Consider the following 26,445-nt stretch of genomic DNA (forward strand, 5'->3'; position numbering starts at 1 on the left):
CCGCCAACAATCCTCCGGCGAGCCGCATGGTTTGAATCGGCAGTCCGGCTCTGCTGGGCCCGCACGATGTCCCGAAACTCAGCGCAGGTAACTGGCCAGGTTCAGGCTCTGGATCTTGGAGATGGCGGTATAGCTCGCCGTGAGCTGGGCTTGATAAGTCGAGAGCTGGGCGGTGACCGCAGCGACGTCCACGCTGGTCAGGTCGGTCGCCAGACTCTCGGCATAGCTCTTGTAGTCGGTCTGCTGAGACTTCGCGCTCTCGATCCGGGACGCTGCATCGGAGACCTTGGCCTGCACCGTGGCGACATCGTCCACTGCTTGATCGGCAAGCGTCAGCGCGGAGGTGATGTCAGTTCCGGACAGGGTCGAGCTATTCGCAACGAACTTCAGAACACGCATGACCTCCTCGAAAGCAGGGTTGCCGGCGGTCACGCCATACGTCACGGACTGGCCGTCGGAGACACGGACCGAGGCAAGCTCGCTGTCGCCCTGATAATAGCTGGTATCCATCGTGGTCAGCGATCCCGAGCCGGACGCGAAGGTCGAGGTATCGACAGCCGGAGTCGAGGTGCGCCCCCCGCCGAACAGATATTGCCCATCATACTGGGTGTTCAGAATGCCCGCCATCTGCTGCAGCAACTGCTGCGCGGTACTGATCGCCGACGAGGTTCCCGTGCTGCTGCCGGAGCTCGCGGCGCTCAGGGCCGTGCGCAGCTGACTGACGATGTCGGACACCTGTCCCACCGCGGAATACATGACTTGCACCTTGCTGTCGGCCAGGGTCGCAGCATCGATATAGGATTGCGCCCGCGTGACCGAGACCTGAAGATTGACGACGTGCTGGGTGTCGGCGCCGTAACCGGCGAGATACTCCGATTTCAGCCCCGAGGCTTCCTGCACCTGGAGATTGGCCATGGTCGCCTGCGTCCGCAGCGCGCTCGTGATCATCTGGTCGGAGTTCGAGAATGTCGCAATCCGCATCGTCATGATCTGCGCTCCGGACTAGGTCGATTGCACGGCAGTGAGCAGCGACGAGAACATGCTGTTGATCACGGAGATCAGCTGCGAGGCGGCAGCGTATTTGTTCTGCAGCGAGCTCAGCCGCGCGGTCTCCTCGTCGAGATTGACGCCCGATTGCGAGGACAGCGAGCTGGCATAGCTCGACTGGGCCGTCGACTTCGCGGTGTAGGCAGTGGAGGCCTGCGAAGCCTTGCTGGCGACATTGGCGACGATCGCCGCGGCATAGTCGGCAAACGAGCCGGTCGTTGCGCTCAGACCTCCCGCCGACGCAAAGCTGGTCGAGCCGGTGAACTTGTCGATGAGCGCATTGATAACCGTCGCCGAGCCGGCCGTCAGCACCTGGCTGCCGGTCGTCAAGGTCGCAGAACCGTCGAGCGTGCCGGTCGGCAGACCAGAAGCGCCGCTCAAGATGCTGCTGTTGACGGCAAAATTGGCGGCGCTCGTGCCGGTGACGAGATCATTCATGCCGAAATAGTTGGAGAAGCCGCTGCCGCCGACCGCACTGGTCATATCGTTGATCGCGATGCCGTTCGACGACGACGTGGCGCTGATCGACAGGTGTCCGCTGGAGTCGATCGAGGCAGAGACCCCGGAGATGCCGTTGAGTGCCGTGACCAGATCGCCCACCGTCGCGTAGGACGACAGATCGAGATCCTGGTACGAAACGAGATTGCCGCTCTGGTCAGCCACGGCGATGCGGACCGTTCCGGACGCCGACAGGGCGGTCGTGCTGCTGACGCTCGCCGACCCGGTCAGAGTGGCCGGAGGTGGCACGGCCGACGCGCCATTGCTGATCTCATTCAGCGCCGATTTCAGCTGCGAAGCCAACTGATCGAGCTGGGTCTGCGCGGCCGGCAAGGTTTCGTCCCGCAACGTGACCAGCGAGCCGATCTTGCCCGACGTGATCTGGGACGTGACGTCGACGCCGTCGACCATGATGCCGCTGAAGCCGCCGGACGCATAGCTCGAAGCCGCCGAGACATTCGCCGAGGCCGTGTAGCTCAGCGCGTGCGCCGAGCTGTCGACGAGGGCTCGCCCCGACGAGGTATAGACCTGAAGATCGCCATTCGACGCCGTGTAGTAGCTGACGTTCATGTAGGACGAGAGGTCCTGCAGCGCGGCATTGCGTTCATCCTCGAGATCCGCGGTCGATTGGCCGGACGCTGCCATTCTGCGGATCTCGACATTGAGATCGGCGATCTGCTGCAGGTCGTCGTTGACGCTCTGAACCGACGACGCGATGTCCTTGTCGGCGTTGGCGCGCAAGGTCTGCACGCCACCAGAGGTGCTGCGCAGCTGGCTTGCGAAATCGTCCAGAGCGCTGACGACGGCCGATTGCAGCGAAACACTGCTGGGCGAGCTCGCCAGCGACGACAAGGCGGACTCCAGCGATGCAAGAGAGTTTGCCAGCGACGTTCCCGTCGTCGAGGTGCCGGATGTGGACGCGCTGCCGAACAGCTGCTGCAGTTGCGTCAGGTAGTTGTTGGTGGTGTCGGCCGCGCCGAGCTCGGAATTGGCTCCGATCAGGGATTTCAGCAGCAGCTTGTCGACATTGCTCGAAATGCCGGTAATCGAAACACCGGTTCCAACTCCCCCGGTCACATTCGTGACCTGGTTGGCCGTCTTCTGCGTATACCCCTTCGTGTCGGCGTTCGAGATGTTCGACGACGCCACGCTGATCTGCAGCTCCGTGGCCGAGATGCCGCTGAACGCGACCAGCCGTGCTATGTCGAGCGACATCACTCTACTCCCGCTGCTGGGCGGCCATCATGCCCTGACATTGGTTCCACAGGACGTCGCACGCGCGGTGCGACGCCCGCCTGCGCCATAGGGCGACGCATTCGCGATCTGCTCGCGGATCGCCTGCATGACCGCCTCGATGCGACGATTGCTGGCTTCGATCGCAGCCCGCAGCCGAACGAGGTTCTCGTCCATCGCGCCACGCAGGTTGAAGATGTGCTCCATGAGCTGTTCGCGCAGGACACGGTCGCGGACGTCGAGACTCGCCGTTCGCCTGGCACATTCGGCAACCCGCTGCTCAAACAGCCCGGCGAGCCGATTCTTGTCGTCAAGCTGCTTGGAGCGCGAGGCCGGGAGCCCTTTGGCAAGCTCCGCATTCTCCTCCGACACCACCGCGATGAGCTCGTCAATCAGCGCGATCAAGGTCCGCACTTCATCTTCGCTGGCCGGCCGCTGATCGGCCTGAACTGCGTGTTTCATCCTGTCGCTCCCATCCTACTGTTCACGCTGCGGTCGGCGGCTGATCTGCGCGACACGGGCGTAGGTATTCAGCGCCGTCACCCTCACGGTGGCGACCTTGAGCTCTTCGTCGAGCAGCGCGCATTCACGCAGAAGCCTTCGTCGGACCGTTTCGATATCGTCAATCAAGGTCAACAGTTGCGCGCGGTCGTCCTTGCCGACGGTCGCGGCGCGCAGTCTCAGCCGCCGCAGCTTCTTCAGCAGAGCCTCGCCCTCGCCGAGCCGCTCCCTCTTCAGGTCGGCCATGATCACCTCATCGACGAGATCAGCGTGTCGTACATCTTGTTGACCGCCGAGATCACCTGCGATGCCGCCGAATAGGCCTGCTGAGCCGAGATCATATTGCTGAACTGGCCCGTGGTGTCGGTCGTACTCGACTCCAGCTCACTGCCGTAGATGGTTCCTGCACCATTCTCGCCGGACGCCTGCAGGGTCGCATTGCCCGACGTCGCCGTCGACGTGTACATGCCGCTGCTATGCGCCACGAGGCCATTGGGATCGGCGAAGGTCGCCACCGCGATCTTGTAGATCGGAACCGTCTGGCCGTTGGAATACGTCGCCTCGACGAGGCCGTTCTTGCCGACCGAAATGCTGCTCAGCGTACCGAAAGAGATGCCATCGGAATTGGCACTGAAATTGGAGACGCTCGGCGTCGTGCTGCCGGATGACAGCTGGGTCAGGCCATCGGTGCCGCCGCCCGTCGTGCCGAAGCTGAGCGCGATCGAGCTGGCCGCCGCGCCGTTATTCCAGGTGATGCCGAGATTGGTCGAAGAGACCGTGCTCAGCGAGCCATCTGAGTTGAAATCGATTGTATAGGTGCCGCTCGTCACGGTGCCGTCCGACGCCGTGGCCGGCGCGAAATCGGCGGTCCATTCATTCGCCGTCGCCCCCTTGGTCCAGGTGACGTTGAGCGTGTGCGATTGCCCCAGCGAATCGTACACCGTCATCGAGCTGCTGAAGGTATCGCCGCTCGCGGCATCGGCCGGCAGGTTGGCGGCGAGCGACGTCTTGGTGGTCGCTCCACCATTCGTCAGCGCAACCTTGGTGTTGATCGATTCGAGCCCATTGCCGACCACGTTGCCGCTCGCATCGGTGCGCCAGCCTTCGAGATAATAGCCGTTGTTCTCGAGGTAGCCGGCATTGTCGGTGGTGAACGCGCCGTTGCGGGTGTAGAAGGTCTCGCCTCCGGCCGAAGTCGAGTTGGTCGCGACGAAGAAACCCGAGCCCTGGATTGCGACATCGGTCGCGTTGGTGGTGGCGGCCAGCAGCCCCTGCTGCGTGATATTGGCACGGCCGGAGACCGAGACGCCACCCGAGGAATAGGCTTTCGAGCTGCTTGATGCCGTCACCAGCTGCTCGAACAGGCCGGACGTGGTCTTGTATCCGGTCGTATCGGCGTTGGAGATGTTGTCGCTGATCATGGCGAGCGATGAACTCTGCGCGTTGAGCGCCGAGATCGCCGATGACAGGGCTCCAGAAAGACTCATGATTGTACTCCGAATGATGCCGTCAGGAGGTGACGCCGATAATGTTGCTGGCGCTGACAGGAATGCCGCCGACGGTGAGCGACGGCGTGCTGGTCGAGGTGTCGATGCCGGTTACGGTCCCGGTGATCGTCGTGTAGTTGAGAACCGAGGTGCCCGCGGAGTCAGTCGCCGTCACGGAGATCGTGTACTGGCCGCCGTCGCTGAGCTGATTGCCGCTGGAATCGGTGCCGTCCCAGATGATCGAATTGGCGCCCTTGTTGCCGGTCCCGGTGCCGGTCCAGACCGTGCTTCCGGAGGAATCCTTGATCGATATCGAAACGTTCGATGCCGCCGACGAGAGAGAATAGCCGAAGGTCGCCGAGCCGTTCGACAGAACGGCGGTGTCACTCTTGGCCTCGACGGTGTGGCCGATGTAGTTCACCGAATTCAGCGTCACCAGGCTCGAGAACGAGCCGGCCAGCGAGGTCATGCTGCTGTTGAGCGACTGCTGCGAGGTGTAGTTGGCGTAGGACGTCATCTGGTTGATGAAGTCGGTCACGCTGGTCGCGTTGAGCGGATCTTGGTTCTGCAATTCGCTCACCAGGAGCTGAAGAAAGTCGGTCGAGCTGAGTGTCGTACGCGATGTGTCGCTGGATGATGAGGTCGATGAGGTGGTCGCAGTCGACGAACTCGCGGCAGAAACGGTCATGGCAGAACTCCGGCTCGCGCCGCGAACGGCGGCGGGACACAGCACGACCACGCGGTCGTGGAGGCGTTTGCTGATCAAACGGCCGGAGCGCCGATTCCAGGCGCACAATTAGTCGATCGAATTAGTTGATCCGACGGCAGAATTTGCCGGCGCGCGGTTGCGCAGGGGCGGCAAAAATCGCCTGGTGTGGCCCCCCGCTCTGCATCGGCAGCGCGGCCTCGCGGCGCACTCGGCCGGTGGTCAGGACGAGACCAGCAGAGAGTATGGACGGCGCGACCAGGTCAGATCGGCTGCAACCGTCGCGTCATCTCCGCGCCACGGCTCGCGTCGTCGCACTCGGGCGCCCCCGATTCATGCGCAAACGAGCTCGACAAATTGAGGGGGATGGCAGCGGTGATGGTGTTGCGGTTCCGGCGCCCACGGCCCAACCGGCCGAAGCGCAGTCGCCCAAGCTCGGCCCTGGCGGAGCTCAGCCGGGCTGGTGGGCGTCAGCCGGGGCGGTTGACGCTTCCTCTTGGGTCAGGCGGTTGGCCGCAGCAAGGATACGCGACGTCAAGCCCGCGGGTGCACGAACCGGCGGCGACGACAGCGCCTCACGAACAAGACGTGCCTCGGACAGCAATCGATCGGCCTCGGGAGAGGATGCAAGCAGATCAGCAGCCGATTGACGCTGCTCGGCTGGCCAGCGCGAGATGTCCTCACCCAGCCTACCGATCAGATCCTCGAATTCCCTGACGTCCATCGTCCGCCCAATCCAGCGCTTCCGGCTTGGTCATAAAGCATTCAGCCCGCGAACAAAATTGATATCGGCAATTGTGACGATCGACCGCAACCGGACGCGGGAAACTCCGTATTTTTCGGGAGCCGTCTGCACGCGACGCCGCACTGGATACCGAAACGGGAGACAATGCAGCCCGTTTCTGATCGGTTTCCCAAGATTTCCGCAGTGCGGCAGGTGCCTGATTCGGACAGCGCTACCGACGGTTGGCCGAATCACCGGCTGCTCGCTTTCCCCGGGCTGCCGCATCGACAGCCTCCCACGCCTCTCGCAGCTCCAGCAAACTTTGAGTGATCCGCTGGAAATTCTCGCGCATGTGAGGTCGACCGTAGGCACGCAGCGCGGCCACGATCAGGGCGTTGTAGGTTCCGAACAGCTGGTCGGCGACCGGCCCGCCGCGCGTTGGATCAAGGTGAAGGCTCAATCCGCGCAGGATGGCGGTCGCCCGGGTCACATGGATGTGCCCCTCCTCGAAGCGGCGGGCCTCCTGCGCCTGCAGCGACTTCTGCAAGCTCAGCATCGCTCCGTTGAGCAGCATGATGACGGCCCGGAGCGGCGGAACGGCCACCGCAGCACCGCGATAGGCCTGACTTGCGAATTGCGCCATCGAATTTTGGGTCATCAGTTACTCGAACTCGCGTTGAGAAGGGCTTTTAGATAAGTGAGCGTGTTGTTGGCGCTCTCGATGGCGGCCTGATATTTGGCGTATTGCGCCGTGAGCTGAGTCTGGAACGTGGCGGCCGAGCTCTTGATGTCATCGACCTTGGCCTGCATCGTCTCGTCCTGCGAGGTCAGATTGTCGATCAGCGTCTGCAGCGATCCCGTGCTGGACGATGCGGTCTTGGCGATCTGGTAGATCTGGGTTGCAAGCCCCTGTGTGGAGGTCACGGTGACCGATTGCGACGTCGAGCCGGTGTAGGTGAAGGCCATCCCGGCATAGATCGTCCCGGAATTGCCCACGATCGTGTTGCCGCTGACCGTGAACAGCGAGCTGTCGCCGCCGACCGACGCGGTCGTGAGCGTCCCCGACGAGTCCACGGTCAGATCCAGGGTGAACGACTGCGGCGACGATCCGGTATTGACTACGCTGAGCTGGCTCGACGAGGTCCTGGTCTGCGCCGACAACAACGTCGTCACGCCGCTCAGATTGGTGCTGAGGATCGTCGACAGCGTGCCCGTATCGAGCTCGAGCTCGTTCTTCTCGTTGAACGACAGGCCCAGGTCCGCCATCGTCAGCCCGCCGACCGAGGTTCCGAGCACGGCCTGGAGCGAATTCATGATGTCGCGCATGGTGCCGTCGCCGAACAGGACGGAGCTCGAGGACGCCGTCCCGTCCGAATTGGTGGTCTGCTGCGCGATGACGGCATCGCGGAATGCGTTGTAGTCGGTGACGAATGTCTGCAATGCCGACGAGATCTGGCTCGTGTCCGTCCCGATGGTGACTGTCAGCGTCGTTCCGGACGGAGTCGCCTGCAGCAGATCGAAGGTGACGCCGCTGAGAACGTCGGTGACGTCGTTGGTGTTGCGCGTCAGGCTGATCCCATCGAGCGTGAATTCCGCCTCCTGCGCCGTCTGCAGCACGGTCGTGAAGGCACCCGAGCTGTCGGTCACGCCAAGCTTGTTGAGCACGTCGTCGCCGGACGAGCTGGCATAGGTGATGTCAGCGGAATCCTGGGTCCCCGTCAGCACCAGCTGATACGACCCGCTCGATACCTGGACGATCGACGCCTCGACATTGGTCGTGGAGGTCTGGGCATTGATCGCGTCGACGACATCCTGCAGCGACATGCCGCTGGTGATGGTGATGTCGGCCGTGCTGCCGCCGGATAGGCCGAGCGAGAACGTGCCGGAATAGCCGAGTGCCGCGGTCTGGCTCGACTGCGTCGTGCCCGTCACCTTGTGTGCGGTGGCGATCTGGCCGATCGTCAGCGTGTGGCTGCCGGTCGCAGCACCGTTGCTCACCGACATCGACAGAGCCGATGAGGCGCTGACGTCGCCGGTCGCGCTGATGGTGGCGGCCCGCGTGGCGAAGGCGTTCGTCGCAAGCGAGTTCACCATCGACGTCGCCAGTGACGACAATCCCGAGGACAGCGTCTTCAGCGCGGTCTGCAGCGTCTGGTAGGCCGTGATCTTGGCCTCATTGGCCGTGATCTTGGTCGAGATCTGGGTCGCCTGGGTGAGCTTGGCATTGACCGCGGATTCGATCAGCGCAGTCCAGTCGATCGTGCTCGTCGTGCTCGTTCCCGACGTCGTGAGCGAGCTGCTCGAACTCGTCGATGATGAGGAAGAAGACGACGTCGTGCTGCTCGTGCTCGAGGTTGCGCTGCTCACCGTCATCTATCGTCGTCCTCCGAGGGAAGGGCCGGACCGGCGTGGCGCCGGCCCGGCAGATCACAACTCAGCCCAGCAGCTTCAGGAGGTACTGCGGGATCTGGTTGGCGGCGGCTTCCGCCGACACCGCGGCCTGGGTCTTCACCTGCGCCGACGACAGTTTCGCCTGCTCGGACGCGATGTCGACGTCCTTGATCGCGGAGTTGGCCGATTGCAGGTTCTGCGTCTGCGTGGAGATCGAGTCCGCCGAGAAGTTGAAACGCGATTCCTGCGCGCCGATGTCGGCGCGGGCCTTCGACACGGTGTCGATCGCGGTGTCGAGAGCGGTCAAGGCTGCGGTCGCGCCGGTCTGGGTGCTGACGTCGAGCGACGAGACGCCGAGCGTGCTCGCGGTGAGATCCGACAGCGTGATGTTGATGGTGTCGGACGCGGACGAGCCGACCAAGACCGAGACGCCCGACGAGAAGGTGCTGGTGCCGTCGAGCAGGCTCTGGCCGCTATAGCGCGTTCCGGTCGCGATCGACGAAATTTCGCTGATCAGCTGCGAGAATTCCGACTGGATGTAAGTGCGGCTGGTTCCGACCGTGGTGCCAGATGCGGACTCTGAGGCCAGCGACTTCATGCGCGCCAGGATGTCGCTGATGTTGGACGCGCCGCCATCCGCTGTCTGCAGGATCGACGTCGCCTGCGCCGCGTTCGTCGCGGCCTGCTGCAGCGTGGTGATGTCCGACGAGATGCGCGTCGAAATGGCGAGACCGGCCGCGTCGTCCGAGGCTGACGTGATGCGCGAACCGCTCGACAGCTTGGCGAGCGAGCTCGTCTCCTGGTTGGAGTTGATGTTCAGGTAACGGACGGCGGAGTTGGCGGCGATGTTGGTGGAAATTGCGGGCACGGTGAGGACTCCTGAGTGATCGGCAAAGCACGCCGCATCGTGGAAGGACTGACGGTGCGGATCGGCCCCGTCTGACCGATCAAACGGAAGCGCCTGCGGGATTCAGGCGGGAATTCTCCTGCGCCGAGAATTTTATGGTTAGCAATCCGTGAAGGCGCCGCGAATGTCGCGCTCGTGACGCCGCAGCATGTCGCGCAGTTGCTGGCGTCCCCGCTTCAACAAGGACTCCACGGCGGCCACTGTCGTGTCCATCACCTCGGCGATCTCGCCGTTGCTCATGTTCTCGTGATACGACAGGATCACGGCGATCCGTTGCTGCTCCGGAAGCCGCTGCATCGCCCCCTCCAGGAGGACGCTGAGCTCCGCACGCTCGATGACGCTCACTGCATCCGGCTTGCCGTCCGCAACCTCGGGTACCACGTCGACATTCTCGGTCCGCGGCTTGCGGCGGATGTCGATGCAGCGGTTGCTGACGACGCGATAGAGCCAGGTCGAGAATTTGGCGCGACCGTGCTGCCACCGCCCCCGGTGAGTCCAGACCTTCAACATCGTGTCCTGCACGACGTCCTCGGCGTCGGCGGCATTGCCGACGATGCGCAACGCAATCGCATAGGCGCGATCGATGTGGCGCTCGACGAGAAGACGAAATGCGAGCTCCTCTCCGGTGGCGAGCCGGTCGAGCAGGTCCTTGTCCTCGTCGAAGACCGCGGTCTCGCCTGGCGGCGCGGAGTCGGGAACGGTGCTGGCCGACTCGCTCGACGGCAGCGCCGCGACGTCCGGGGACCCCGGCTCTTTCGAAGATATGCCATCGGCCGGGGCCCAGACGTCCAGCGCGTAGCTCATTTCCGAATCTCCAACCCGCAATGCCGAATGCGGCATTCGCAGACGGCTTCCGATCGTTGAACGCGGCGACCGAAAGAAGCAGGCGAAGATTTTTCGTGACTTTTCAGGTAGTTAGATGGAATGTTTTGCCTAGGGACAGGCAAATTCTGCCGCACGCGGATCGAGCGCCCGACGATCGTTGAGAAAGAGAGGCCGATGTTCGGCATGGCGGGGGATTCATTCCAGAAGACGAATTCAGCAGAAAACGCGAGCTGCAACGCTTACTAACAGCATCCTTGGATGCATACCGCGCACACAAAGTCCGCGGTTGAGCAAGGTTCGGAATTCCTGCGAAACGATCATCTCGCCCGGCAATTTTTTCCGAATCACCTCGACGAAATTATCGCATTTTTCGACTCTGTCAGTTGCCGCGGACGCGATTTTTGAATCGCGCGACGATTTTTGCGACATTGCGCGCCTGATCCATCGCCTTCGTACGTTGTAGTTGCTGATAGCACGATAGATGAAGCGATCGACGCGCTGCGTCGCGCGCCGCCGACGCGCGCGCGTAGATGGCTAACATGTCTATAGCGTCAACGAATGTTGCTGAATGTTTCGATCTGCATCGAGGCTCCAGAGCGTCACCGCACGCGATATATCCGGTGTGAAACTCGTGATCCGCACTGCGACTTCGTTTACGAGACCAATCGTCTGCTTCGGCCTTGATAAGGCGCATCAGATCGAAGTGATTGCGAATACTTCTGCTCGCGCAGCCACGGTGTTTGTCATCTGTTGCGGCCTCGAGCAGCGCGCCCGGCAACATTGCGAAACGAAGTTCGCGTTTTCCGTGTCGAAAGCCCGGTCTTACTCGCATCATCGCAAGACACCGACGCAAGCGCATGCGCGATCGACGCGCCTGATTGGCCGACGTGGTCCGTTCTATTGTGCGGGAGGGCCCGGCATGACGCGACAAGATCTGAAGACCAACGACCACGACCCGGTGCAAAGCCTGCGCGCTCACGGCGTCAGGCTCGGTCAGCGGCAAGGTCATCGTCTGCAATGGCTGTCGCGAACATTCGGGCCGGTGGTTCACTGCGATGACCTTCCACCGCCTGGCCGTGGCCGCACTATCGTCCTGATCGACCCGCCAACGGGCGCCGGGGCGGAGCTGCTGTACGGCGCGCTGACCTCGCATGACGCCGTGGTGATCCCCTTCGGCGAAAACCCCGCGTTCGATTTCCTGAAATCCAAGTTGACCGAGTTCGGCACCGTCGGCACCTCAGCCGACGGCCCGCACGAATTATGGTGGGGCGGCCGCGACTGGCCTGCGCCGGACGCAGCACCGGCAACTGCGGTGCGTGTCGTGTCCTGCCATCCAACGACGGTCGGCGACTTGCACGTCTATCATCTCAGACGCTCGTTGCAGCGGCTCGGGCTCCCATTCGACGTCGAGGCGATCGATCGCCGCCCCGGCGAACGCCTGAGCGCTGCGGACAAGGCCGACTTCATCGCGCGGATGTGGCAGCGGAATCGCGAACCGCTGTTGTACGTCGAGGCCGACGTGATGTTCCAAGCACCTCCGGACCTTCCTCATCTGGCAGGCTGCGACTTTGCCGTGCATAAGTGGAACGGCTGGGAGATGTCGCCGCGCACCCTCTATTTCGGCCGGTCCAAGGCGGCCGGGACAATGCTGACGACCTGGCGTGAGATCGCCTCTTCATATCCCGATATCTGGGACGGCTATCAGATCGATCAGGCCTGGAGTGCGGTGAGCTCCCAGATCGCGCTCGACACGGTCTGGCTTCCCCGCAGCTACCATGCCGTCGCAGGGGAAGCCGGAGTCCGCAGCGCGACGATCGTCCACAATCTGAAGCCGACAAAGGCTGATCTTGGTCCCGACCCGGACTTTGCCGAGGTGGCGCGGTCGCCCCGGCGGGCCGGGCGCGTCGGCGCGTTGGAGTCGCTGCTCGTGGTGCGCTCGAAAGTAAAATCCGACAGAGGTGTCACGGTCATCCTGCGCGACGTCGGAAGCAGCAGCGCGCGCGCCGCCGCTGACAGCATCGAGAAGCTGACCAGCGCCTTCGTCGCTGATTGCGGCGGCTTTGGCCGCCTCGAGCTCTCACTGTGCTCGTGGCAGCCGGAGGTTCGCATCGCGCGGGAGGCCGCTTTGCTGGCCGACAACATGGTGCTCGAGATCATCCCCGGTCAGGAGCTGCCGGCCAATTTGTTCGCCGCGACGGCCACCTCGGGAGCTGCGCACCGGCCCGCCACCTTCAACGCCCATCGCCGCTGACGCCAACCAGGACAAATCATGTTCGACACCATCATTCTTCTCACCGGCAGCCGCGACCAGCAACTCGCGCTTTCGGAGCTGCTACGGGCGCACAACCGTGCACTCGCATTCCGCTGCGCGGTGAGCCTGCAGGACCTCGAAGCCATCGAACGCGATGTGCTCGGCAGATCCCGCCTGCTTGCCTTCACGACCGGCGTCATCGTGCCTGCCGACATCCTTCAGGCGCTCGGCCACGGCGCCTACAATTTTCATCCGGCCCCGCCGGATTATCCGGGCTGGGCGCCGGCTCATTTCGCGATGTACGACGGTGCGACGCGCTTCGGCGCAACGGCCCATGTGATGGAGACCCGTGTCGACTGCGGCCCGATCGTCGGTGTCGAGACGTTCGACATCCCGCGCGGCGTGGATGTCCGTGGTTTGGAGCAGATGACGTTCGTGCGGCTCGCCTATTTGTTCTGGCGCATGTCGCGCGACCTCGCCTGCGACGCCGGCCCGCTGCCGGCGCTCGGCGTCGGTTGGGGCGGAGCGAAGAGCACCAGACAGATGTACGCCGCCATGTGCGACATGTCCGCCGACATCGATCCGGCCGAAATGACGCGCCGCATCCGCGCCTTTCACGACGACTTCCGCGGCATTCCACTGACCATCAACCTGCACGGCACACGGTTTCAGCTCATGAGCGCCGCGGGCGCTGTTGGCGAGCCAAGGACGGTTGACGCACCGGCGTTGGCGCTCGCATCGTGACCTAGCGCTTGAGCGGCTTGATCACTGTCTGGTCGAGCCGCGTTTCCCAGCCGTGACGTTCCAGTTCGGGATCGTCATGTTCCTCCTGCGGCCAGCCGACGCAGAGATACGCAATCAGGCTCCAGTCGGACGGCAACGCGAGTTCGCGACAGACAGCCGCCGGGTCCAGGATCGACACCCAGCCCACGCCGAGACCTTCGGCGCGCGCCGCCAGCCAGAACGTCTGGATCGCCGCCACCACCGAGTAGCGGAGCGTTTCCGGCATCGTGGCGCGGCCGAGCCGATGACCGGTGGCAGCGCCCTCGTCGGCACAGACGGCGAGATGGATCGGCGCCTGCGTCAAGCCTTCCAGTTTGAGGCTCGCATAGAGCGCGCGTCGCTCTCCATCATAACCGGCGAGCGCGGCCTGGTTCGCGCGCTCGAAGTTCTCGATGACCGTCGCGCGGCGTTCGGGGCTCTCGACGAGCACGAATCGCCAAGGCTGGCAGAAGCCGACCGATGGCGCATGGGACGCGAGCGCGAGCAACTGTTCGATCAGCTCTGGGGAGACCGGATCGGCGCGGAAACGGCGGACGTCGCGACGCCAGCGCACCAGCTCGGCAAAGCGCTGCCGGAATGTCGCGTCGAACTGCGGAGGGCTTCGGCCTGGCTCGCTCATGCGCCCTCGCCGCTCAGGACGTGCAGGAACGATCCCGTCACCGACCCGCGCCGGGCGCCGCGCTCGGCTACGACGCCGGCCGACGCATCGCGGCACGCGATCAGCAGATCGTCGGCCTCGCTCAGGATGGTCGCATAGTGGAATTCGTGACCGTGAACGACGGCGCCCCTTCGGCCGAGGCTGCAATCGGCCAATAGGGTCGCTTGACGGTAGCCGAGATGCAAGCGGCGTCGTGCGAACGAGGTTTCCAGCGACAGCAGCCCCGCCATCGCATGCCGGACACCGTGGGCATCTTCGAGTCCCGCCCCTAGCGTCATGTAGCCACCGCACTCGCCGTGGATCGGCACGCCGCGCAAGGCCATCGCGCGCAGCGCATCGAGGAACGACTGCGCCGAGGCCAACCGTCCAGCATATAATTCGGGGTAGCCGCCTGGCAGCCACACCGCGTCGGCTGCGGGATCGGGAGCCTCGTCGTTCAACGGCGAAAACGGGATGGCCTCCGCGCCCTGAGCGCGCCAGTGCCGCAGGAGATGCGGATAACTGAACGAGAAGGCCGCATCTGCGGCGAGCGCAATGCGCTGTCCGGGCGGTTTGATGCCAAGGCCAGATGTCTGCGCAGCGAGATCGGTAGAGCGGATCGGATTCGCGAGACCCAGCAGCGCCTCGAGATCGACGGCTCCGGAGACGCTTGCCGCGAGACGCTCGAGATGGGCTTCGAGGGCCGTGATCTCCTGGGCCTGGACCAGTCCGAGATGACGTTCGGGAAATGTCAATTGCGCGTCCCGCGCCAGCGCGCCGAGCACCCTGATTCCGATGGTTGCAAACGCCGGCTCGATGAGCGCCCGATGCCGCTCGCTCGCGACCCGATTGAGGATCACGCCGGCCACCTGAACATCGTCGCGAAAACGCGCGCAGCCGAGCGCGACGGCAGCGGCCGTCTCGGTCTGCCCACTCACATCGAGAACGAGCACCACCGGCCAGCCGGTCAGGGCTGCGAGATCCGCGGCCGAGCCGCTGCCCGCGCGTCCCGAATGCGACGCGCCATCGAACAGGCCCATGACGCCCTCGACGATGGCGATATCGGCGTCGGCGGCAACGTCGCGGACAAGCCCCAGCAGTTGCGGCGCCGACATCGCCCAGCTGTCGAGATTGTAGCTCGTCCGTCCCGCCGCAACCGTGTGAAAGGCGAGATCGATATAGTCGGGGCCACATTTGAAGGGTTGCACGCGCGCGCCGCGCCGGCTGAGGGCACGCAGCAGTCCGAGCGTCACCGTCGTCTTGCCGGCGCCCGAACGCGGCGCGGCGATGATGATCCCGCTGGGCGCCACCATGGTCATGGCCGCAACGCCGCCGAGGCATGGCAAAACGTGCTATGCGAACGGACATGATGGAAACCGCGGATCCGCCGAACCGACCGCTGAAGCGTGGCTGGACGACCGGCAGCTGCGCCACGGCCGCGGCGCGCGCCGCCTACGAGCTGCTGATCACGGGCAACTGTCCTGCCATGGTCGAGATCGCCCTGCCCGGCGGACGTCGTGTCGGCTTTGCGGTCGCGATGCACGAGGCCGACGGCGCGAAGGCAACCGCCGGCGTCATCAAGGACGCCGGCGACGATCCTGACGTCACGCACGGTGCGCTCGTCAAAGCGACTTTGCGGCGCGGTGCAGACAACTCCGGCGTGACGTTCCGCGCAGGTCCGGGCGTCGGCACCGTGACGCGCCCGGGGTTGCCGCTGCCGCCGGGAGAACCTGCGATCAATCCGGTGCCGCGGGAGATGATCGCGGCGGCGATCGGCGAAGCCGCCGCAGCGCTCGGCGCGACGGGCGACGTCATCATCGAGATCTCCATTCCTGGCGGCGAGGAGCTCGCCAGGAAGACGCTGAACCCGCGCCTCGGCATCGTTGGCGGCCTGTCGATCCTCGGCACCACGGGAATCGTCGTGCCGTTCAGCTGTGCCGCCTGGATCCACTCCATTTATCGCGGCATCGACGTCGCGCGCGCCGCCGGCCTGCCGCACATCGCCGGCGCGACGGGAAGCACATCGGAGAAGGCCGTGCAGCAGCTCCACGGCCTGCCGGAGACGGCGCTGATCGACATGGGCGATTTCGCCGGCGGCATGCTGAAATATCTGCGCCGGCATCCGGTGGCCCGCATTACCGTGGCCGGCGGCTTCGCCAAGATGACCAAGCTCGGCCAGGGCCTGCTCGACCTGCATTCGCGCGCCGGCGAAGTCGATCTCGGCTGGCTCGCGAACACGTTGCATGACGCCGGCGCGCCGGACGCGTTGGTCACGACCGCACGCACCGCCAACACCGCGTTGCAGGTGCTTCAAGAGGCCGAGCGGCTCAGATTTCCGGCCGGCGAGGTCGTCGCGCACGCCGCCTGGCAGACGGCGCGGCGTGCGCTGGGCGACAACGACATTGCGCTCGATGTCGCCGTGTTCGACCGCGATGGCCGGCTGGTCGGACAGAGTTACGGGCCGGCTCATTCCCCCCTCCCGCGAAAGCGTCGCTGATAATCGGCATCGTACAGCGCGCTATTGCGAAAATCCTCAGCTGCGAGCGCGCGGCCCACCAGGATCAGCGCGGTCCGCTCCACGGCGGAAGTCGTGATCTGCCCGACGATCGTCGCCAGCGTGCCGGTCAGGATCAACTGATCCGGCCAGCTCGCGCGATAGACGATCGCCACCGGACAGTCGTCGCCGTAGTGCGGCCGCAGCTCCTCAACCACCTTTTCCAGAACATGGATCGAGAGATGGATGGCGAGCGTGGCGCGCGACTGCGCGAACAGCGAGAGCTGTTCCGTCTCCGGCATGGCCGAAGCGCGGCCGGAGGTACGCGTGAGCACCACCGATTGTGCGAGTCCCGGTAAGGTCAGCTCGCGACCGAGCGCGGCCGCCGCCGCCGCGAACGACGGCACGCCGGGTGTGATCGTGTAGGGTATCCTCAACGCGTCGAGGCGCCGCAGCTGTTCGCCGAGCGCGCTCCAGATCGAGAGATCGCCGGAATGCAGCCGCGCCACATCTTCGCCCGCGAGCGTGGCACGCTCGATCTCGGCCACGATCTCGTCGAGCGACATCGGTGCCGTATCAACGATACGCGCACCGGGCGGACAATGATCGAGCAGCGCCTGAGGAACCAGCGAGCCCGCATAGAGACACACCGGGCAGCGCGCGATCAGGTCGCGACCACGCAAGGTGATCAGGTCGGCGGCACCGGGACCGGCGCCGATGAAGTGCACCGTCATGGCGCAGGCTCCGCATCGGTGACAGCCTCGCCCTCCGCCAGCGCGCAGGTCGCCGCGGCGTTTGCGACGCGCGCGAGGATCAGCCGGGCATTCGCGCCGGCGGCAGCCAGCGCGGCCGTCTCGGCCACGGAAGGTACACCCTTCAAGCGCCTGACGCGATCGCTTCGCGTGATCGCGCGATCGGCAACAGCCGCCATGTCAGCAGAGGCGATGGCGACGAGCGGACGGCCAAGCCGCTGCGCGGCGCAGATCACGCCAGGCTCACTGACCTTGTCGGCCGCAGTGGCGAGCACCGCCACGTCCGCGGGTGCGAGGCGCGCAAGCGAGAGCGCATGTGCAATCACCGCCTCGATGTCTGCGACGCTGGCGGCACGGCGGCAGCCAATCCCGAGCGCGATCATGGCTTCGTCACCCGCCACTGCGTGATCGGCATGGCCTGCCGCCAGCCATGCATGCGACCGACCGGTTCGATCCGCGAAACGGCGATGCGGACCAGTTCACCGCCATGCTTGCCGAACAGCTCGATCAGCCGCGCCTCGCCTTCGAGCGACACCACGTTGGCGACGAGGCGGCCGCCGGACCTCAGCCGTGACCAGACGGCTTCGAACACCCCCGCTTCCGAAATGCCGCCGCCGATGAAGACCGCATCCGGCGTCTCAAGATCCGCCAACACCGCCGGCGCGCGCCCCATCACCAGCTTCAGCTCGGGAGCGCCGAGCGCCAGCGCGTTGCGCATCGCCCGGTCGGCCCGGTCCTGCCGCGCCTCGATCCCGAACGCGCGCAACGAGCCGTGACGCAGCAGCCACTCGATTGCCACCGAGCCCGACCCCAGCCCGACGTCCCACAGCAGTTCGCCCGGACGTGGCGCCAGGGCCGACAACGTCACGGCGCGGACCTCGCGCTTGGTCAGCTGGCCGTCATGCTCGAACAGATCATCGGCAAGACCGGTGGTCAGCGGGATCACGGGCGCATCAACCTCGGCATCAACCTCGATCGCGATCGTGGTCAACGGATGGATATCGGAAAGATCGAACGCGTCCGCCAGCGCGCTGCGCACCCGTTCGTGCGCGCCGCCGATCGCTTCCAGCACCGTCAGGCGCGAGCGTCCCATGCGGCGTGAGGTCAGCAGCGCGGCGAGCCTTGGGGCGGTGGATCCATCCCAGGCCAGCGCCAGAATGCGCGCCCCCGGCGCAAGATGGCGGATGATCCCTTCGAGCGCGCGGCCGTGCAACGTCACCTGCGCCACGTCCTGCAGCGGCCAGCCGAGCCGCGCCGCCGCGAGGCTGAAGGCCGAGGGCTGCGGGACGCATAGCATCTCGGCGGACGCGAAACGCTGCATGAGCTGCTTGCCGACGCCGTAGTTGAAAGGATCCCCGCTTGCGAGAACCACGACGGGCTCTCCTCGTCGCGCCGCGATCTGATCGAACGCGAGCTTCAGCGGGCTGGGCCAGGCCAGCCGTTCGCCCGCAATCAGCGGCGCTGCAAGCTCGATGTGACGGGCGCCGCCGACCACGAGGGCCGCCTGCGCAATGAGACGTCGCGCAGGCGTCGAGAGGCCGTCAACGCCGTCCTCGCCGATCCCGACGATGGACAGCCAGCGCTGCGCGTTGCAAGTTGCGGCCGAGTTCACCATGGACGCTTCCCCGCATGCGTATCCTCATTCTCGGCGGGACGACCGAGGCTTCGGAGCTGGCGCGGCTGCTCGCCGGCGACGACCGGTTCACGGCGACACTCTCGCTCGCCGGCCGCACCGCTTCGCCCAAACCGCAGCCGCTGCCGACGCGCATCGGCGGCTTCGGCGGCATCGCCGGACTGGAAGCCTGGCTGCGGGATCATGCGATCGACGCCGTCGTCGATGCAACGCATCCCTACGCCGACCAGATCTCGCGCCATGCCGTCGCAGCCTGTCATGCGCTGTCGGTGCCGCTGGCGTCGATCCGGCGCGCGGCGTGGCAACGCCAGGCCGGCGATCGCTGGATCGAGGTCGACAGTGCCGACGACGCGGCTTCGGCGCTCGGAGCGGATCCGGCGCCTGTGTTCCTCAGTCTTGGTCGCCTGGAGCTCGCAGCCTTCGGGGCAGCCCCGCAGCATCGCTATGTCGCCCGAACCATCGACCCGCCTGGTGACGTCCTGCTGCCGCCCGACATTCGCTTCGTCCACGATCGGGGGCCGTTCGACGAGCCGACAGAGGAAGCCTTTCTGATCCAGGAGCGCATCGCCTTCGTGGTGTCGAAGAACTCCGGTGGAGCCGCGACCTATCCGAAGATCGCAGCCGCGCGACGGCTCGCGATTCCGGTGGTGATGATCACCCGCCCCGAGAAGCCGCATGGCGTCGCGCTGGACGGCGCGCGGGCCGCGTTGCTGTGGCTGGAGGCGCAGCTCGCTCATGCGCCGCCCTCGACTTCACGACGCAGCGTATAGACGAAGGGCGGCTTGCCCCCGCGCGCGATCAGGCGCGTGGCCGTCGATCCGATCAGCACGAGCGTGCGCATGTCCGCCTTGTCGGGATCCACCTCGCCCAGCGTGGTGATGATCTGTCTGACATCACCACTGCCCGCGGCCCGCACCAGGATGACGATGGTCGAAGCCGGCTTGATCCGCCGCAGCAGCGCGAACGCCTCCCCCAGCTGATGCGGGCGCGCCTTGGACAGCGGATTATAGAGCGCGATGACGAAATCGGCTGCAGCGGCCGCCTCCAGGCGGCGGCGGATGGTCGTCCAGCTCTTGAGATTGTCAGACAGCGAGATCGCACAGAAGTCGCCACCGAGCGGCGCCCCGACCTCAGCCGCGGCTGCCAGCATGGCCGTGACACCAGGCTCGACACGGATGTCGAGGTCGCGCCAGGCCGCCGGTCCCGCCTCGACCGCTTCGAACACCGCTGCGGCCATCGCGAAGACGCCGGGATCACCGCCCGACACCACCGCGACCTGCTTGCCGTCGCTTGCGAGCCCGAGTGCGTGGCGGGCGCGGTCGAGCTCGACGCGATTGTCGCTGGCGTGCCGGATCTGGCCCGGACTCGTCGTGGTCACTCTGTCGAGATACGGTCCATAACCGATCAGATCGGTCGCGCGAGCGATGGCGGCCGAGGCGGCCGGCGTGATCAGTTCGGCTCGCCCCGGGCCGACGCCGACAATGGTCAGCGTGCCCGTCATAGCCGCCGCCCCTGTCCGGGGATCAGGATCATCGAGAAATAGGGGCCGCGCTCCAGCTCCACCTCGGCCAGGGGCGCGACACGCTGCGCTTCCATCGTGCCGCGCTCGACATAGAGCGCACGATCGAGCAAGCCGGCGCTGATGATCGCGCGCTTCACCTTGGTGAGGTTGCGCCCGACCTTCATGATGACAGCGGCCTCACAACGCGTCAGCCGGTCATGCAGGACGTCCTCGCCCAGCGTGCCCGGCAAAACGGAGAGGACGTCGTCGCCCCAGGTGATCGGAACATTGGCCTTGGTCCAGCAGCCGGACATGCCGGTGACGCCCGGGACGACCTCGACCGGATGATCGCGCTCGAGCCGCCGCCACATATGCATGAACGAGCCGTAGAAGAACGGGTCGCCTTCGGACAGCAGACCGACCGATCGCCCCGCCGCCAGATGCGCGGTGATGCTGTCCGACGCACGTCGGTAGAAGTCGGCGATCTGGGACTGATAGGACAGGTCGGCAACGGGCAATTCCTCCGTGACCGGATATTCGAGCCGCAGCTCGTGCCGGCCCGATTCCATCAACGGCGCGACGATCCGTCGCGCGTTGCCTTCCATGCCGCGCTTGGCAAAGAACGCCACCACATCGACGGACCGGACCAGGCCGGCGGCGCGCAAGGTCAGATAACGAACGTCGCCCGGACCAACGCCGATGCCGTAGAGCGTGCCCGGATTTGCCGAGCCCGCGATGGTGTCCAGCAGGCTCATTCGACATCACTCGCGATGGCATTCACCGCCGCGACCGCCATGGCGCTGCCGCCCTTCCGACCCTTCACGATCAGATACGGCACACGGCCGTCGGCCGCGAGCGCCTCCTTGGATTCCCGGGCTCCGACGAACCCAACGGCCGTTCCGATCACCGCAGCCGGCCGTGGCGCGCCCTGATCGAGCATGTCGAGCAGATGAAACAGCGACGTCGGCGCGTTGCCGATCGCCACCAGCGCGCCGCCGAGATGCGGCCGCCACAGCTCCAGCGCCGCCGCGGATCGGGTCGTCCCGAGCTGCGCGGCGAGCGCCGGCACCTCCGGAGCATCGAGCGTGCAGATGATCTCGTTTTTCGCCGGCAACCGCGCCCGCGTGATCCCCTGCGCCACCATCTTGGCATCGCACAGGATTGGCGCGCCACGATCGAGCGCCGCCCGCGCTTCGGCGGCGAAGTGTTCGGACATGGCGATGTCGGAGGTGATCTCGACCATGCCGCAGGCATGGATGATGCGCACGGCGATCTTCTCTTCCAGTCCGTGGAAGCGCGACAGATCGGCCTCGGCGCGGATGGTCGCGAACGAACGGCGATAGATCTCCGCCCCGTCCTTGATGTAGTCGCGCAGCTCAGACATGGGCCTTTTCTTTCGTTTCGAACAGCCCGTCGACGTCGGTCTCAGTGGGATCGAGCATGCCGCAGGATTCGCTCTTCACCGTGCCGTTGCGGACGATGTGATAACCTTCACCCTCGCCGACCAGCACGACGTCCGCGGCTGCCGAGCGTGCGCAGCCCTTGGCGCAGCCGGAGACGTGCAGCGTGCCGTTGAATCCGGTCCGGGCCATCGCATCCGCGAGCACGCGGGCATGCTGTCGCGTCGCCAGTCCCGTCGACGGACAGCAGCCGACGCCCGAGCAGGCGTCGATGCGCATCAGTGGATCGGTATCGTCGACAACCAGGCCGAGCCGGGCTGCATCCGCCACCAGTTGCTCCGCGGTCACGGCGCCCGCGGCGACATACAGCGCGCGCCATGGAGACAGGCGGACCTCGGCGACATCGTGTGCCGCGAGCATGGCCGCAAGCCGCGCCAGCGTGCCGCTATCGATGCGGCCGAATGGCACGCCGAGACCGACGGCGCAGGTTTGATCCGTCAGGGCAATGATGCCGCAACGTCGTTGCGATTTCGCGGCTGATGGCGTCGCGATGACGTTGGAGAGATCAAGGCCCAGTTCGGCGCCGACGGCGGCGCGCGCGTGCGGCGGCATATCTGCGGAGCGCCGCGTCGGGCTGTGTTGCAGCACCAGCCGCGCGAGCCGCACAGCCGTCGACGCCGCATCGGCATCGGCTGTCGTTCCCAGCCACACGGCCTCAACAGAACCGGCGATGCCAACGGCGACACGCCGGGCTTCAGGACCGCTACAGCCGACGAGACGAACATCCGCGGCGAGCCCGGTCAGCGGCAGCCTGCCGCCGCCGTCCAGCGCAAAGCCGAACTTGGGCGGCAGCGCATGGAGCGCCTGATCCGAGGCCAGCAGCGTCTCCAGCTCGGCGGCGACGGGGCGCATGTCGACCCATTCGGCCGGGTCGAGTCCCGCCAGCGGGTTGACGACGATGTTGCGGATGGCCTCGAGCTCGGCGCTGTCATCGAGCAGGCCGAGCGATGCCATCAGCTCCCACAGCGGCGCGAGCATCTCGGACGATACGCCACGTATTTGCAGATTGGCGCGGCGCGTGAGGTCGATCTGGCCGTTGCCGTAGTGCCGAGCAGCCTCGGCAAGCTCACGCAGCGCCGACACCAGCAACGCGCCGCCATGCGGCCGGACGCGAACGATGAGCCCGTCGCCGCTCGGCATCGGACGCCGCGCGCCCGGGCACCAGCCCTTGATCTCGACCGAGGCGGTCATGACGCGCTCTCCGCTTGCGTCAGGCGCGTGCGGGCATGCGCAAGCTCATCGGCGACCGCATTCCGGCGTGGCACCCATAGCTGCCGGCGTAGCGCATCCTCAAATCGCGAGACGATCGCGGCGACCGCCGCCGGATTGCGCGCGACCATGTTGTCCAACACGGCCTCGTCGCGCAGCAGCGCCCCATGCGCCAGATCGAACAGGTGCTCGGCGACGGCGTCAGAGGTGGCGGCAAAGGCGTAGAGCGCGTCGACGCCCTGCGCGATCTCGGCGACGCCGCGATAGCCATGCGCGAGCATTCCCGCAATCCAGCGCGGATTGGTGAGACGGCCGCGCACCACGCGGGCGATCTCCTCGCCGAATGTCCGCGCCGCCGGCGCCTCCGGACGGCTGGTGTCGAGATGCAGCAGCGCGGGCGACGCGCCGAGCGACGCCGCGGCCGCCGCAAAGCCTCCGGCAAAGTCGGCGACCTCCTCGCCATCGAGCAGGTCGCGCTCACGATCGTCCTGCGGATGCACGAGGGCGTCGGCGCTGCGGACGCGGGCGCGGAACGTGTCGGAAGCAGACGCGCCGTCATGCGTCCCGCCAAAGCTATAAGCGGCGCTCTCGAGATACGCCTCGCCGAGCTGCGACCGGCTCGTCCAGCCCATTCCGAGCGCAAGGTCGGCGGCAACGGCACCGTAGCTGCCAGGCGCCCCGCCGAACACGCGCGCGAGGCTCTCGCCGCGCCGCCGTGCCGCGGCCAGCGGATTGTCGGCATCGTCCTCGTCAAGCGCGGCCACCTTTTGCACGGCGAGATCGAACAGCGCGATCTGCGCTTCGAACAGGTCGCGAAACAGCCCCGAGATCCGCAGCGTCGCATCGATGCGCGGGCGGTCGAGCATCGCCAACGGCAGTACGTCGACGCCGGTGACACGATTGGAGTTGAGGTCCCAGCGCGGCCGCACGCCCAGATAAGCCAAGGCCTGGGCCAGATCGTCACCGCCCGTGCGCAGCGATGCGGACGCCCAGAGATCGAGCATGAGCGCGCGCGGGTAGTCACCATGATCCTGCAAATAGCGCCGGATCACCTCGTCAGCCGCGCGTACGCCGACCACAGCGGCGGTCCGGGTCGGGATCGCACGCGGGTCGATCGCGGTGAGATTGCGCCCCGTGGGCAGCACGTCGAGCCGGCCGCGGCTCGGCGCGCCGGCGGGACCGGCAGCGACGCGGCGACCGTCGAGTGCCGCGAGCAACGCGCTGCGTTCGGCTGCAGCGCTCGCGGCGATCCGTGCGGCGATGTCGGCGCGATCGACCGTCGCGGCCGCCGGCCCCATGGCCGCCGTGATCGCATCCGCAAGCAGGCCGGTCGCCGCCGTGTCGGGCGCCTCCCCAAACACATGCAGGCGGTCGCGCACCGCGAGCTCCTTGATGTCACAGAGCTGCGCATCGAGCTGTGCGATCGCCTCGCGTCCGGTCATTGCGCGGTCGAGCCCGCAATCGGCGGCCAGGCCGCTCTGCCAAGCCCGCGCGACAATCTCGTCCTCTAGGAGTCCGAGCCGGCGCTTGTCGAGGCCATCCGCCTCGGCATATTCCTCGACCAGCCCCTCCAGCTCCAGCAAGGGTCCGTGCAGACCGGCCTGCGACAGCGGCGGCGTCAGATGCCCGAGCGTCAGTGCCGACAATCGCCGCTTGGCCTGCATCGCTTCGCCGGGATTGTTGACGATGAAGGGATAGATCACCGGCAGCGGGCCCAGCACGGCCTCCGGCCAGCACGCATTTGAGAGCGCCAGTGCCTTGCCAGGCAGCCATTCCAGCGTGCCATGCGCACCGAGATGAATCAGCGCATCGATCCGCTCGGTCTCACGCAGATGCGCATAGAGCGCGACATAGGCGTGCCGCGGAGGCACGCTCGTGTCATGGTAGCCGGACTTGCGATCGGCGCGATTGCCACGATCCGGCTGCAACAGGACCCAGAATTTTCCCGCACGCAGCACCGGAAAACGGAAGGCGCCATCTCGAACCGCCGGGTCCGCTTCCGCCTCTCCCCAGATGTCATGTAGCGCACGCTGCAGCTCATCCGGCAACAGCGCCAGAGCACACCGATAGGCCGCGAGCGGCACGACGAGCTCATCTGCCTCGTCCCGCAGCAGCGCGTCAACATCTTCGGCGGTCGGCGCTGCGCGGCCGATATCGTACCCCGCCTCCGCCAACAGCCGCGCAATGGCGGCTGCGCTTTCGCTGGTGTCGAGACCGACAGCGTAGCCGCGGCGCCCGCCGCGCGCCGGATAATCGGAGAGCAGCAGCGCCACGCGCCGCTCGCTTGCCGGCAGCGCCCGCAGCCGCGCCCATCGCGCCGCGAGCCGGGCGACGTAAGCGATGCGGTCGTGTCGGGGCACATAGCGCATCGTGCCGAACTGCAGACGCTCATCCGCCGGCGTTTCACCCTTGAACGCAATCGGGCGCGCCAACAGTCGGCCGTCGAGCTCCGGCAGAACGACATTCATGGCCAGATCCGTCGGCGACAGTCCGCGCGCCGACGAGGCCCAGGCCTCTTCGGTGCTCTGCGCCTGGATGATTTGCAGAACTGGTGCATCAGCCACGTCGAGCACCGTGGTGCCGTCGTCGCGCAGCGCCGAGAACGCGGTGGCGTTCAAAATGATCGCAGGACGCCGGCGCTGGACGAGTCGCGCCAGTGCATCCCCGATATTGGGATCCTTCAGGCTGGTCACCGCGACCGCGACTGCCGCCAGCCCTTCACCTTCGAGCGCCCGCATCAGCGCAGCAATCCCGGCCGTATCGGCAGCGAGCAGGCCCGCACGGTAGAACACGATCAGCGCGCACGTCCGCGCATCATCGTGGCCGCAGAGATCATCGATGCCGACGGCTCCGCGATCGGGCCTGAAGCCGACGATCGAACCGATCGCGATCGGTTCGGCAAACTGCACGTCGCGCCCGAGCAGCGTCGCGAGATAGCGCAGGGCCTCGCGCGCATTGCCGACGCCACCCTCGTGCAGATAGCCGTAGAGACGCGAGGTCGCGTCCTGCGGCAAGGTCGAGAGCGCAGCAAGCCTGTCGTCGGCGCGATCATCACCCGGCAGTGCCGCGAACAGGATGTGGCGGCTGCGGCAGACCGATGCGATGCGCTCCAGCCCGTAGCGCCAATAGTCGAGCCCGCCGAGACAGCGCACGACGACGGCGCGCGCGCCCAGCACGACGCGGTCGACATAGAGATCGACCGACATCGGATGCTTCAGCCGTTTCAGGCTCGCGAGGCGCAGGCTCGGCAGCTCATCCGACGACGCGGTCCAGGCCTCGGCCAATGCCGACAAGTCGCTATCCGAGAACGACAGCACGACGATTTCGGCCGGCGACTGTGCAAGATCCACGGCCTGTTCGAGGTCGTCGAGATCCGCGCCCGTTGTCGCCAGCAGGTGCATCGGTC

At 66.0% G+C, this 26,445-nt stretch carries 26 protein-coding genes; 4 read left to right on the top strand and 22 right to left on the bottom strand.

All coding sequences use genetic code 11. The features are described 5' to 3' along the window. Positions 1 to 78: 78 nt before the first annotated feature. The 12 genes from QX121_RS29920 to QX121_RS29975 form a co-directional block, all read right to left on the bottom strand. Positions 79 to 987, bottom strand: coding sequence for a flagellin (locus tag QX121_RS29920; protein ID WP_315813735.1), 909 nt, complete (start codon positions 985 to 987; stop codon positions 79 to 81). 15 nt (positions 988 to 1,002) lie between these two features. Further along, the gene (flgK, locus tag QX121_RS29925) at positions 1,003 to 2,760 is read right to left on the bottom strand and encodes a flagellar hook-associated protein FlgK (protein WP_315813736.1); all 1,758 of its coding nucleotides are present in this window, start codon (positions 2,758 to 2,760) and stop codon (positions 1,003 to 1,005) included. Between the two features lie 27 nt (positions 2,761 to 2,787). Next, positions 2,788 to 3,240 carry a flagellar protein FlgN gene (locus QX121_RS29930; RefSeq protein ID WP_315739743.1) on the bottom strand — a complete coding sequence of 151 codons (453 nt, stop codon included), beginning with the start codon at positions 3,238 to 3,240 and terminating at the stop codon, positions 2,788 to 2,790. Between the two features lie 15 nt (positions 3,241 to 3,255). After that, entirely contained in the window at positions 3,256 to 3,525 is a 270-nt protein-coding gene (locus QX121_RS29935) for a hypothetical protein (protein ID WP_315813737.1), read from the bottom strand. 2 nt (positions 3,526 to 3,527) lie between these two features. Beyond that, positions 3,528 to 4,766: a flagellar hook protein FlgE gene (gene flgE / locus QX121_RS29940; protein WP_315739745.1), complete on the bottom strand. Its 1,239-nt coding sequence runs from the start codon at positions 4,764 to 4,766 to the stop codon at positions 3,528 to 3,530. Positions 4,767 to 4,788: 22 nt separating this feature from the next. Next, a complete protein-coding gene (locus QX121_RS29945; protein WP_315813738.1) occupies positions 4,789 to 5,454 on the bottom strand; it encodes a flagellar hook assembly protein FlgD in 666 nt (221 codons plus the stop codon). 469 nt (positions 5,455 to 5,923) lie between these two features. Then, complete coding sequence (locus tag QX121_RS29950) at positions 5,924 to 6,196, bottom strand: hypothetical protein (RefSeq protein WP_315739747.1); 273 nt, start codon at positions 6,194 to 6,196, stop codon at positions 5,924 to 5,926. A 232-nt stretch (positions 6,197 to 6,428) separates the two neighbouring features. Next, the gene (locus QX121_RS29955) at positions 6,429 to 6,854 is read right to left on the bottom strand and encodes a flagellar export chaperone FliS (protein WP_315739748.1); all 426 of its coding nucleotides are present in this window, start codon (positions 6,852 to 6,854) and stop codon (positions 6,429 to 6,431) included. Then, positions 6,854 to 8,569, bottom strand: coding sequence for a flagellar filament capping protein FliD (gene fliD / locus QX121_RS29960; protein WP_315813739.1), 1,716 nt, complete (start codon positions 8,567 to 8,569; stop codon positions 6,854 to 6,856). The genes QX121_RS29955 and fliD overlap by 1 nt, the downstream gene beginning before the upstream one ends. Positions 8,570 to 8,630: 61 nt before the next feature. Continuing rightward, entirely contained in the window at positions 8,631 to 9,455 is an 825-nt protein-coding gene (locus QX121_RS29965) for a flagellin (RefSeq protein ID WP_315739750.1), read from the bottom strand. Positions 9,456 to 9,593: 138 nt separating this feature from the next. After that, entirely contained in the window at positions 9,594 to 10,298 is a 705-nt protein-coding gene (locus tag QX121_RS29970) for an RNA polymerase sigma factor (protein WP_315786228.1), read from the bottom strand. A 400-nt stretch (positions 10,299 to 10,698) separates the two neighbouring features. Next, on the bottom strand, positions 10,699 to 10,860 hold the full coding sequence (locus QX121_RS29975) for a hypothetical protein (RefSeq protein WP_315813740.1): 162 nt from the start codon (positions 10,858 to 10,860) through the stop codon (positions 10,699 to 10,701). A gap of 27 nt (positions 10,861 to 10,887) precedes the next feature. Between QX121_RS29975 and QX121_RS29980 the strand changes: the two genes are divergently transcribed. Together QX121_RS29980 and QX121_RS29985 are read left to right on the top strand one after the other, a co-directional pair. Beyond that, on the top strand, positions 10,888 to 12,570 hold the full coding sequence (locus QX121_RS29980; protein WP_315813741.1) for a hypothetical protein: 1,683 nt from the start codon (positions 10,888 to 10,890) through the stop codon (positions 12,568 to 12,570). An 18-nt stretch (positions 12,571 to 12,588) separates the two neighbouring features. Then, the gene (locus QX121_RS29985; RefSeq protein WP_315813742.1) at positions 12,589 to 13,314 is read left to right on the top strand and encodes a formyltransferase family protein; all 726 of its coding nucleotides are present in this window, start codon (positions 12,589 to 12,591) and stop codon (positions 13,312 to 13,314) included. A 1-nt stretch (position 13,315) separates the two neighbouring features. Here QX121_RS29985 and bluB read toward each other — a convergent pair whose 3' ends face one another. Then, the gene (gene bluB, locus QX121_RS29990; RefSeq protein ID WP_315813743.1) at positions 13,316 to 13,972 is read right to left on the bottom strand and encodes a 5,6-dimethylbenzimidazole synthase; all 657 of its coding nucleotides are present in this window, start codon (positions 13,970 to 13,972) and stop codon (positions 13,316 to 13,318) included. Continuing rightward, the gene (locus QX121_RS29995; protein ID WP_315813744.1) at positions 13,969 to 15,309 is read right to left on the bottom strand and encodes a cobyrinate a,c-diamide synthase; all 1,341 of its coding nucleotides are present in this window, start codon (positions 15,307 to 15,309) and stop codon (positions 13,969 to 13,971) included. Before QX121_RS29995 ends, bluB begins: the two co-directional genes overlap by 4 nt. Before the next feature lie 47 nt (positions 15,310 to 15,356). Here QX121_RS29995 and QX121_RS30000 point away from each other — a divergent pair, with 47 nt between their 5' ends. Next, positions 15,357 to 16,487 carry a cobalt-precorrin-5B (C(1))-methyltransferase gene (locus QX121_RS30000; RefSeq protein WP_315813745.1) on the top strand — a complete coding sequence of 377 codons (1,131 nt, stop codon included), beginning with the start codon at positions 15,357 to 15,359 and terminating at the stop codon, positions 16,485 to 16,487. On the opposite strand, the gene cobM is transcribed toward QX121_RS30000, so the two are convergent. From cobM to cbiE, 3 genes are read right to left on the bottom strand one after another with little or no spacing between them, the layout of a single operon-like run. Continuing rightward, positions 16,457 to 17,218, bottom strand: coding sequence for a precorrin-4 C(11)-methyltransferase (gene cobM, locus QX121_RS30005; protein WP_315813746.1), 762 nt, complete (start codon positions 17,216 to 17,218; stop codon positions 16,457 to 16,459). The two genes, QX121_RS30000 and cobM, sit on opposite strands and share 31 nt — an antisense overlap. Beyond that, positions 17,215 to 17,619: a cobalamin biosynthesis protein gene (locus tag QX121_RS30010; RefSeq protein ID WP_315813747.1), complete on the bottom strand. Its 405-nt coding sequence runs from the start codon at positions 17,617 to 17,619 to the stop codon at positions 17,215 to 17,217. Before QX121_RS30010 ends, cobM begins: the two co-directional genes overlap by 4 nt. Continuing rightward, complete coding sequence (cbiE, locus tag QX121_RS30015; RefSeq protein WP_315777616.1) at positions 17,616 to 18,851, bottom strand: precorrin-6y C5,15-methyltransferase (decarboxylating) subunit CbiE; 1,236 nt, start codon at positions 18,849 to 18,851, stop codon at positions 17,616 to 17,618. Before cbiE ends, QX121_RS30010 begins: the two co-directional genes overlap by 4 nt. A 14-nt stretch (positions 18,852 to 18,865) precedes the next feature. On the opposite strand from cbiE, the gene QX121_RS30020 reads away from it, so the two are divergent. Next, the gene (locus tag QX121_RS30020; protein WP_315777615.1) at positions 18,866 to 19,639 is read left to right on the top strand and encodes a cobalt-precorrin-6A reductase; all 774 of its coding nucleotides are present in this window, start codon (positions 18,866 to 18,868) and stop codon (positions 19,637 to 19,639) included. On the opposite strand, the gene cobJ is transcribed toward QX121_RS30020, so the two are convergent. Genes cobJ through cobN form a run of 5 tightly spaced genes read right to left on the bottom strand, consistent with a single transcriptional unit; the run spans position 19,603 to position 26,440 of the window. Further along, positions 19,603 to 20,370 (bottom strand): precorrin-3B C(17)-methyltransferase, encoded by a 768-nt coding sequence (gene cobJ / locus QX121_RS30025; RefSeq protein WP_315777614.1) that lies wholly within the window; start codon positions 20,368 to 20,370, stop codon positions 19,603 to 19,605. The two genes, QX121_RS30020 and cobJ, sit on opposite strands and share 37 nt — an antisense overlap. Beyond that, a complete protein-coding gene (locus QX121_RS30030) occupies positions 20,367 to 21,125 on the bottom strand; it encodes a precorrin-2 C(20)-methyltransferase (RefSeq protein WP_315777613.1) in 759 nt (252 codons plus the stop codon). The genes cobJ and QX121_RS30030 overlap by 4 nt, the downstream gene beginning before the upstream one ends. Continuing rightward, positions 21,122 to 21,754, bottom strand: a complete 633-nt coding sequence (locus QX121_RS30035) for a precorrin-8X methylmutase (RefSeq protein WP_315777612.1) — start codon at positions 21,752 to 21,754, stop codon at positions 21,122 to 21,124. Before QX121_RS30035 ends, QX121_RS30030 begins: the two co-directional genes overlap by 4 nt. After that, the gene (gene cobG, locus QX121_RS30040) at positions 21,747 to 23,021 is read right to left on the bottom strand and encodes a precorrin-3B synthase (RefSeq protein ID WP_315777611.1); all 1,275 of its coding nucleotides are present in this window, start codon (positions 23,019 to 23,021) and stop codon (positions 21,747 to 21,749) included. The genes QX121_RS30035 and cobG overlap by 8 nt, the downstream gene beginning before the upstream one ends. After that, positions 23,018 to 26,440 (bottom strand): cobaltochelatase subunit CobN, encoded by a 3,423-nt coding sequence (gene cobN, locus QX121_RS30045; RefSeq protein ID WP_315777610.1) that lies wholly within the window; start codon positions 26,438 to 26,440, stop codon positions 23,018 to 23,020. Before cobN ends, cobG begins: the two co-directional genes overlap by 4 nt. Between the last annotated feature and the right edge of the window lie 5 nt (positions 26,441 to 26,445).

Source organism: Bradyrhizobium sp. SZCCHNR2028 (assembly GCF_032380995.1).
Classification (GTDB): domain Bacteria; phylum Pseudomonadota; class Alphaproteobacteria; order Rhizobiales; family Xanthobacteraceae; genus Bradyrhizobium.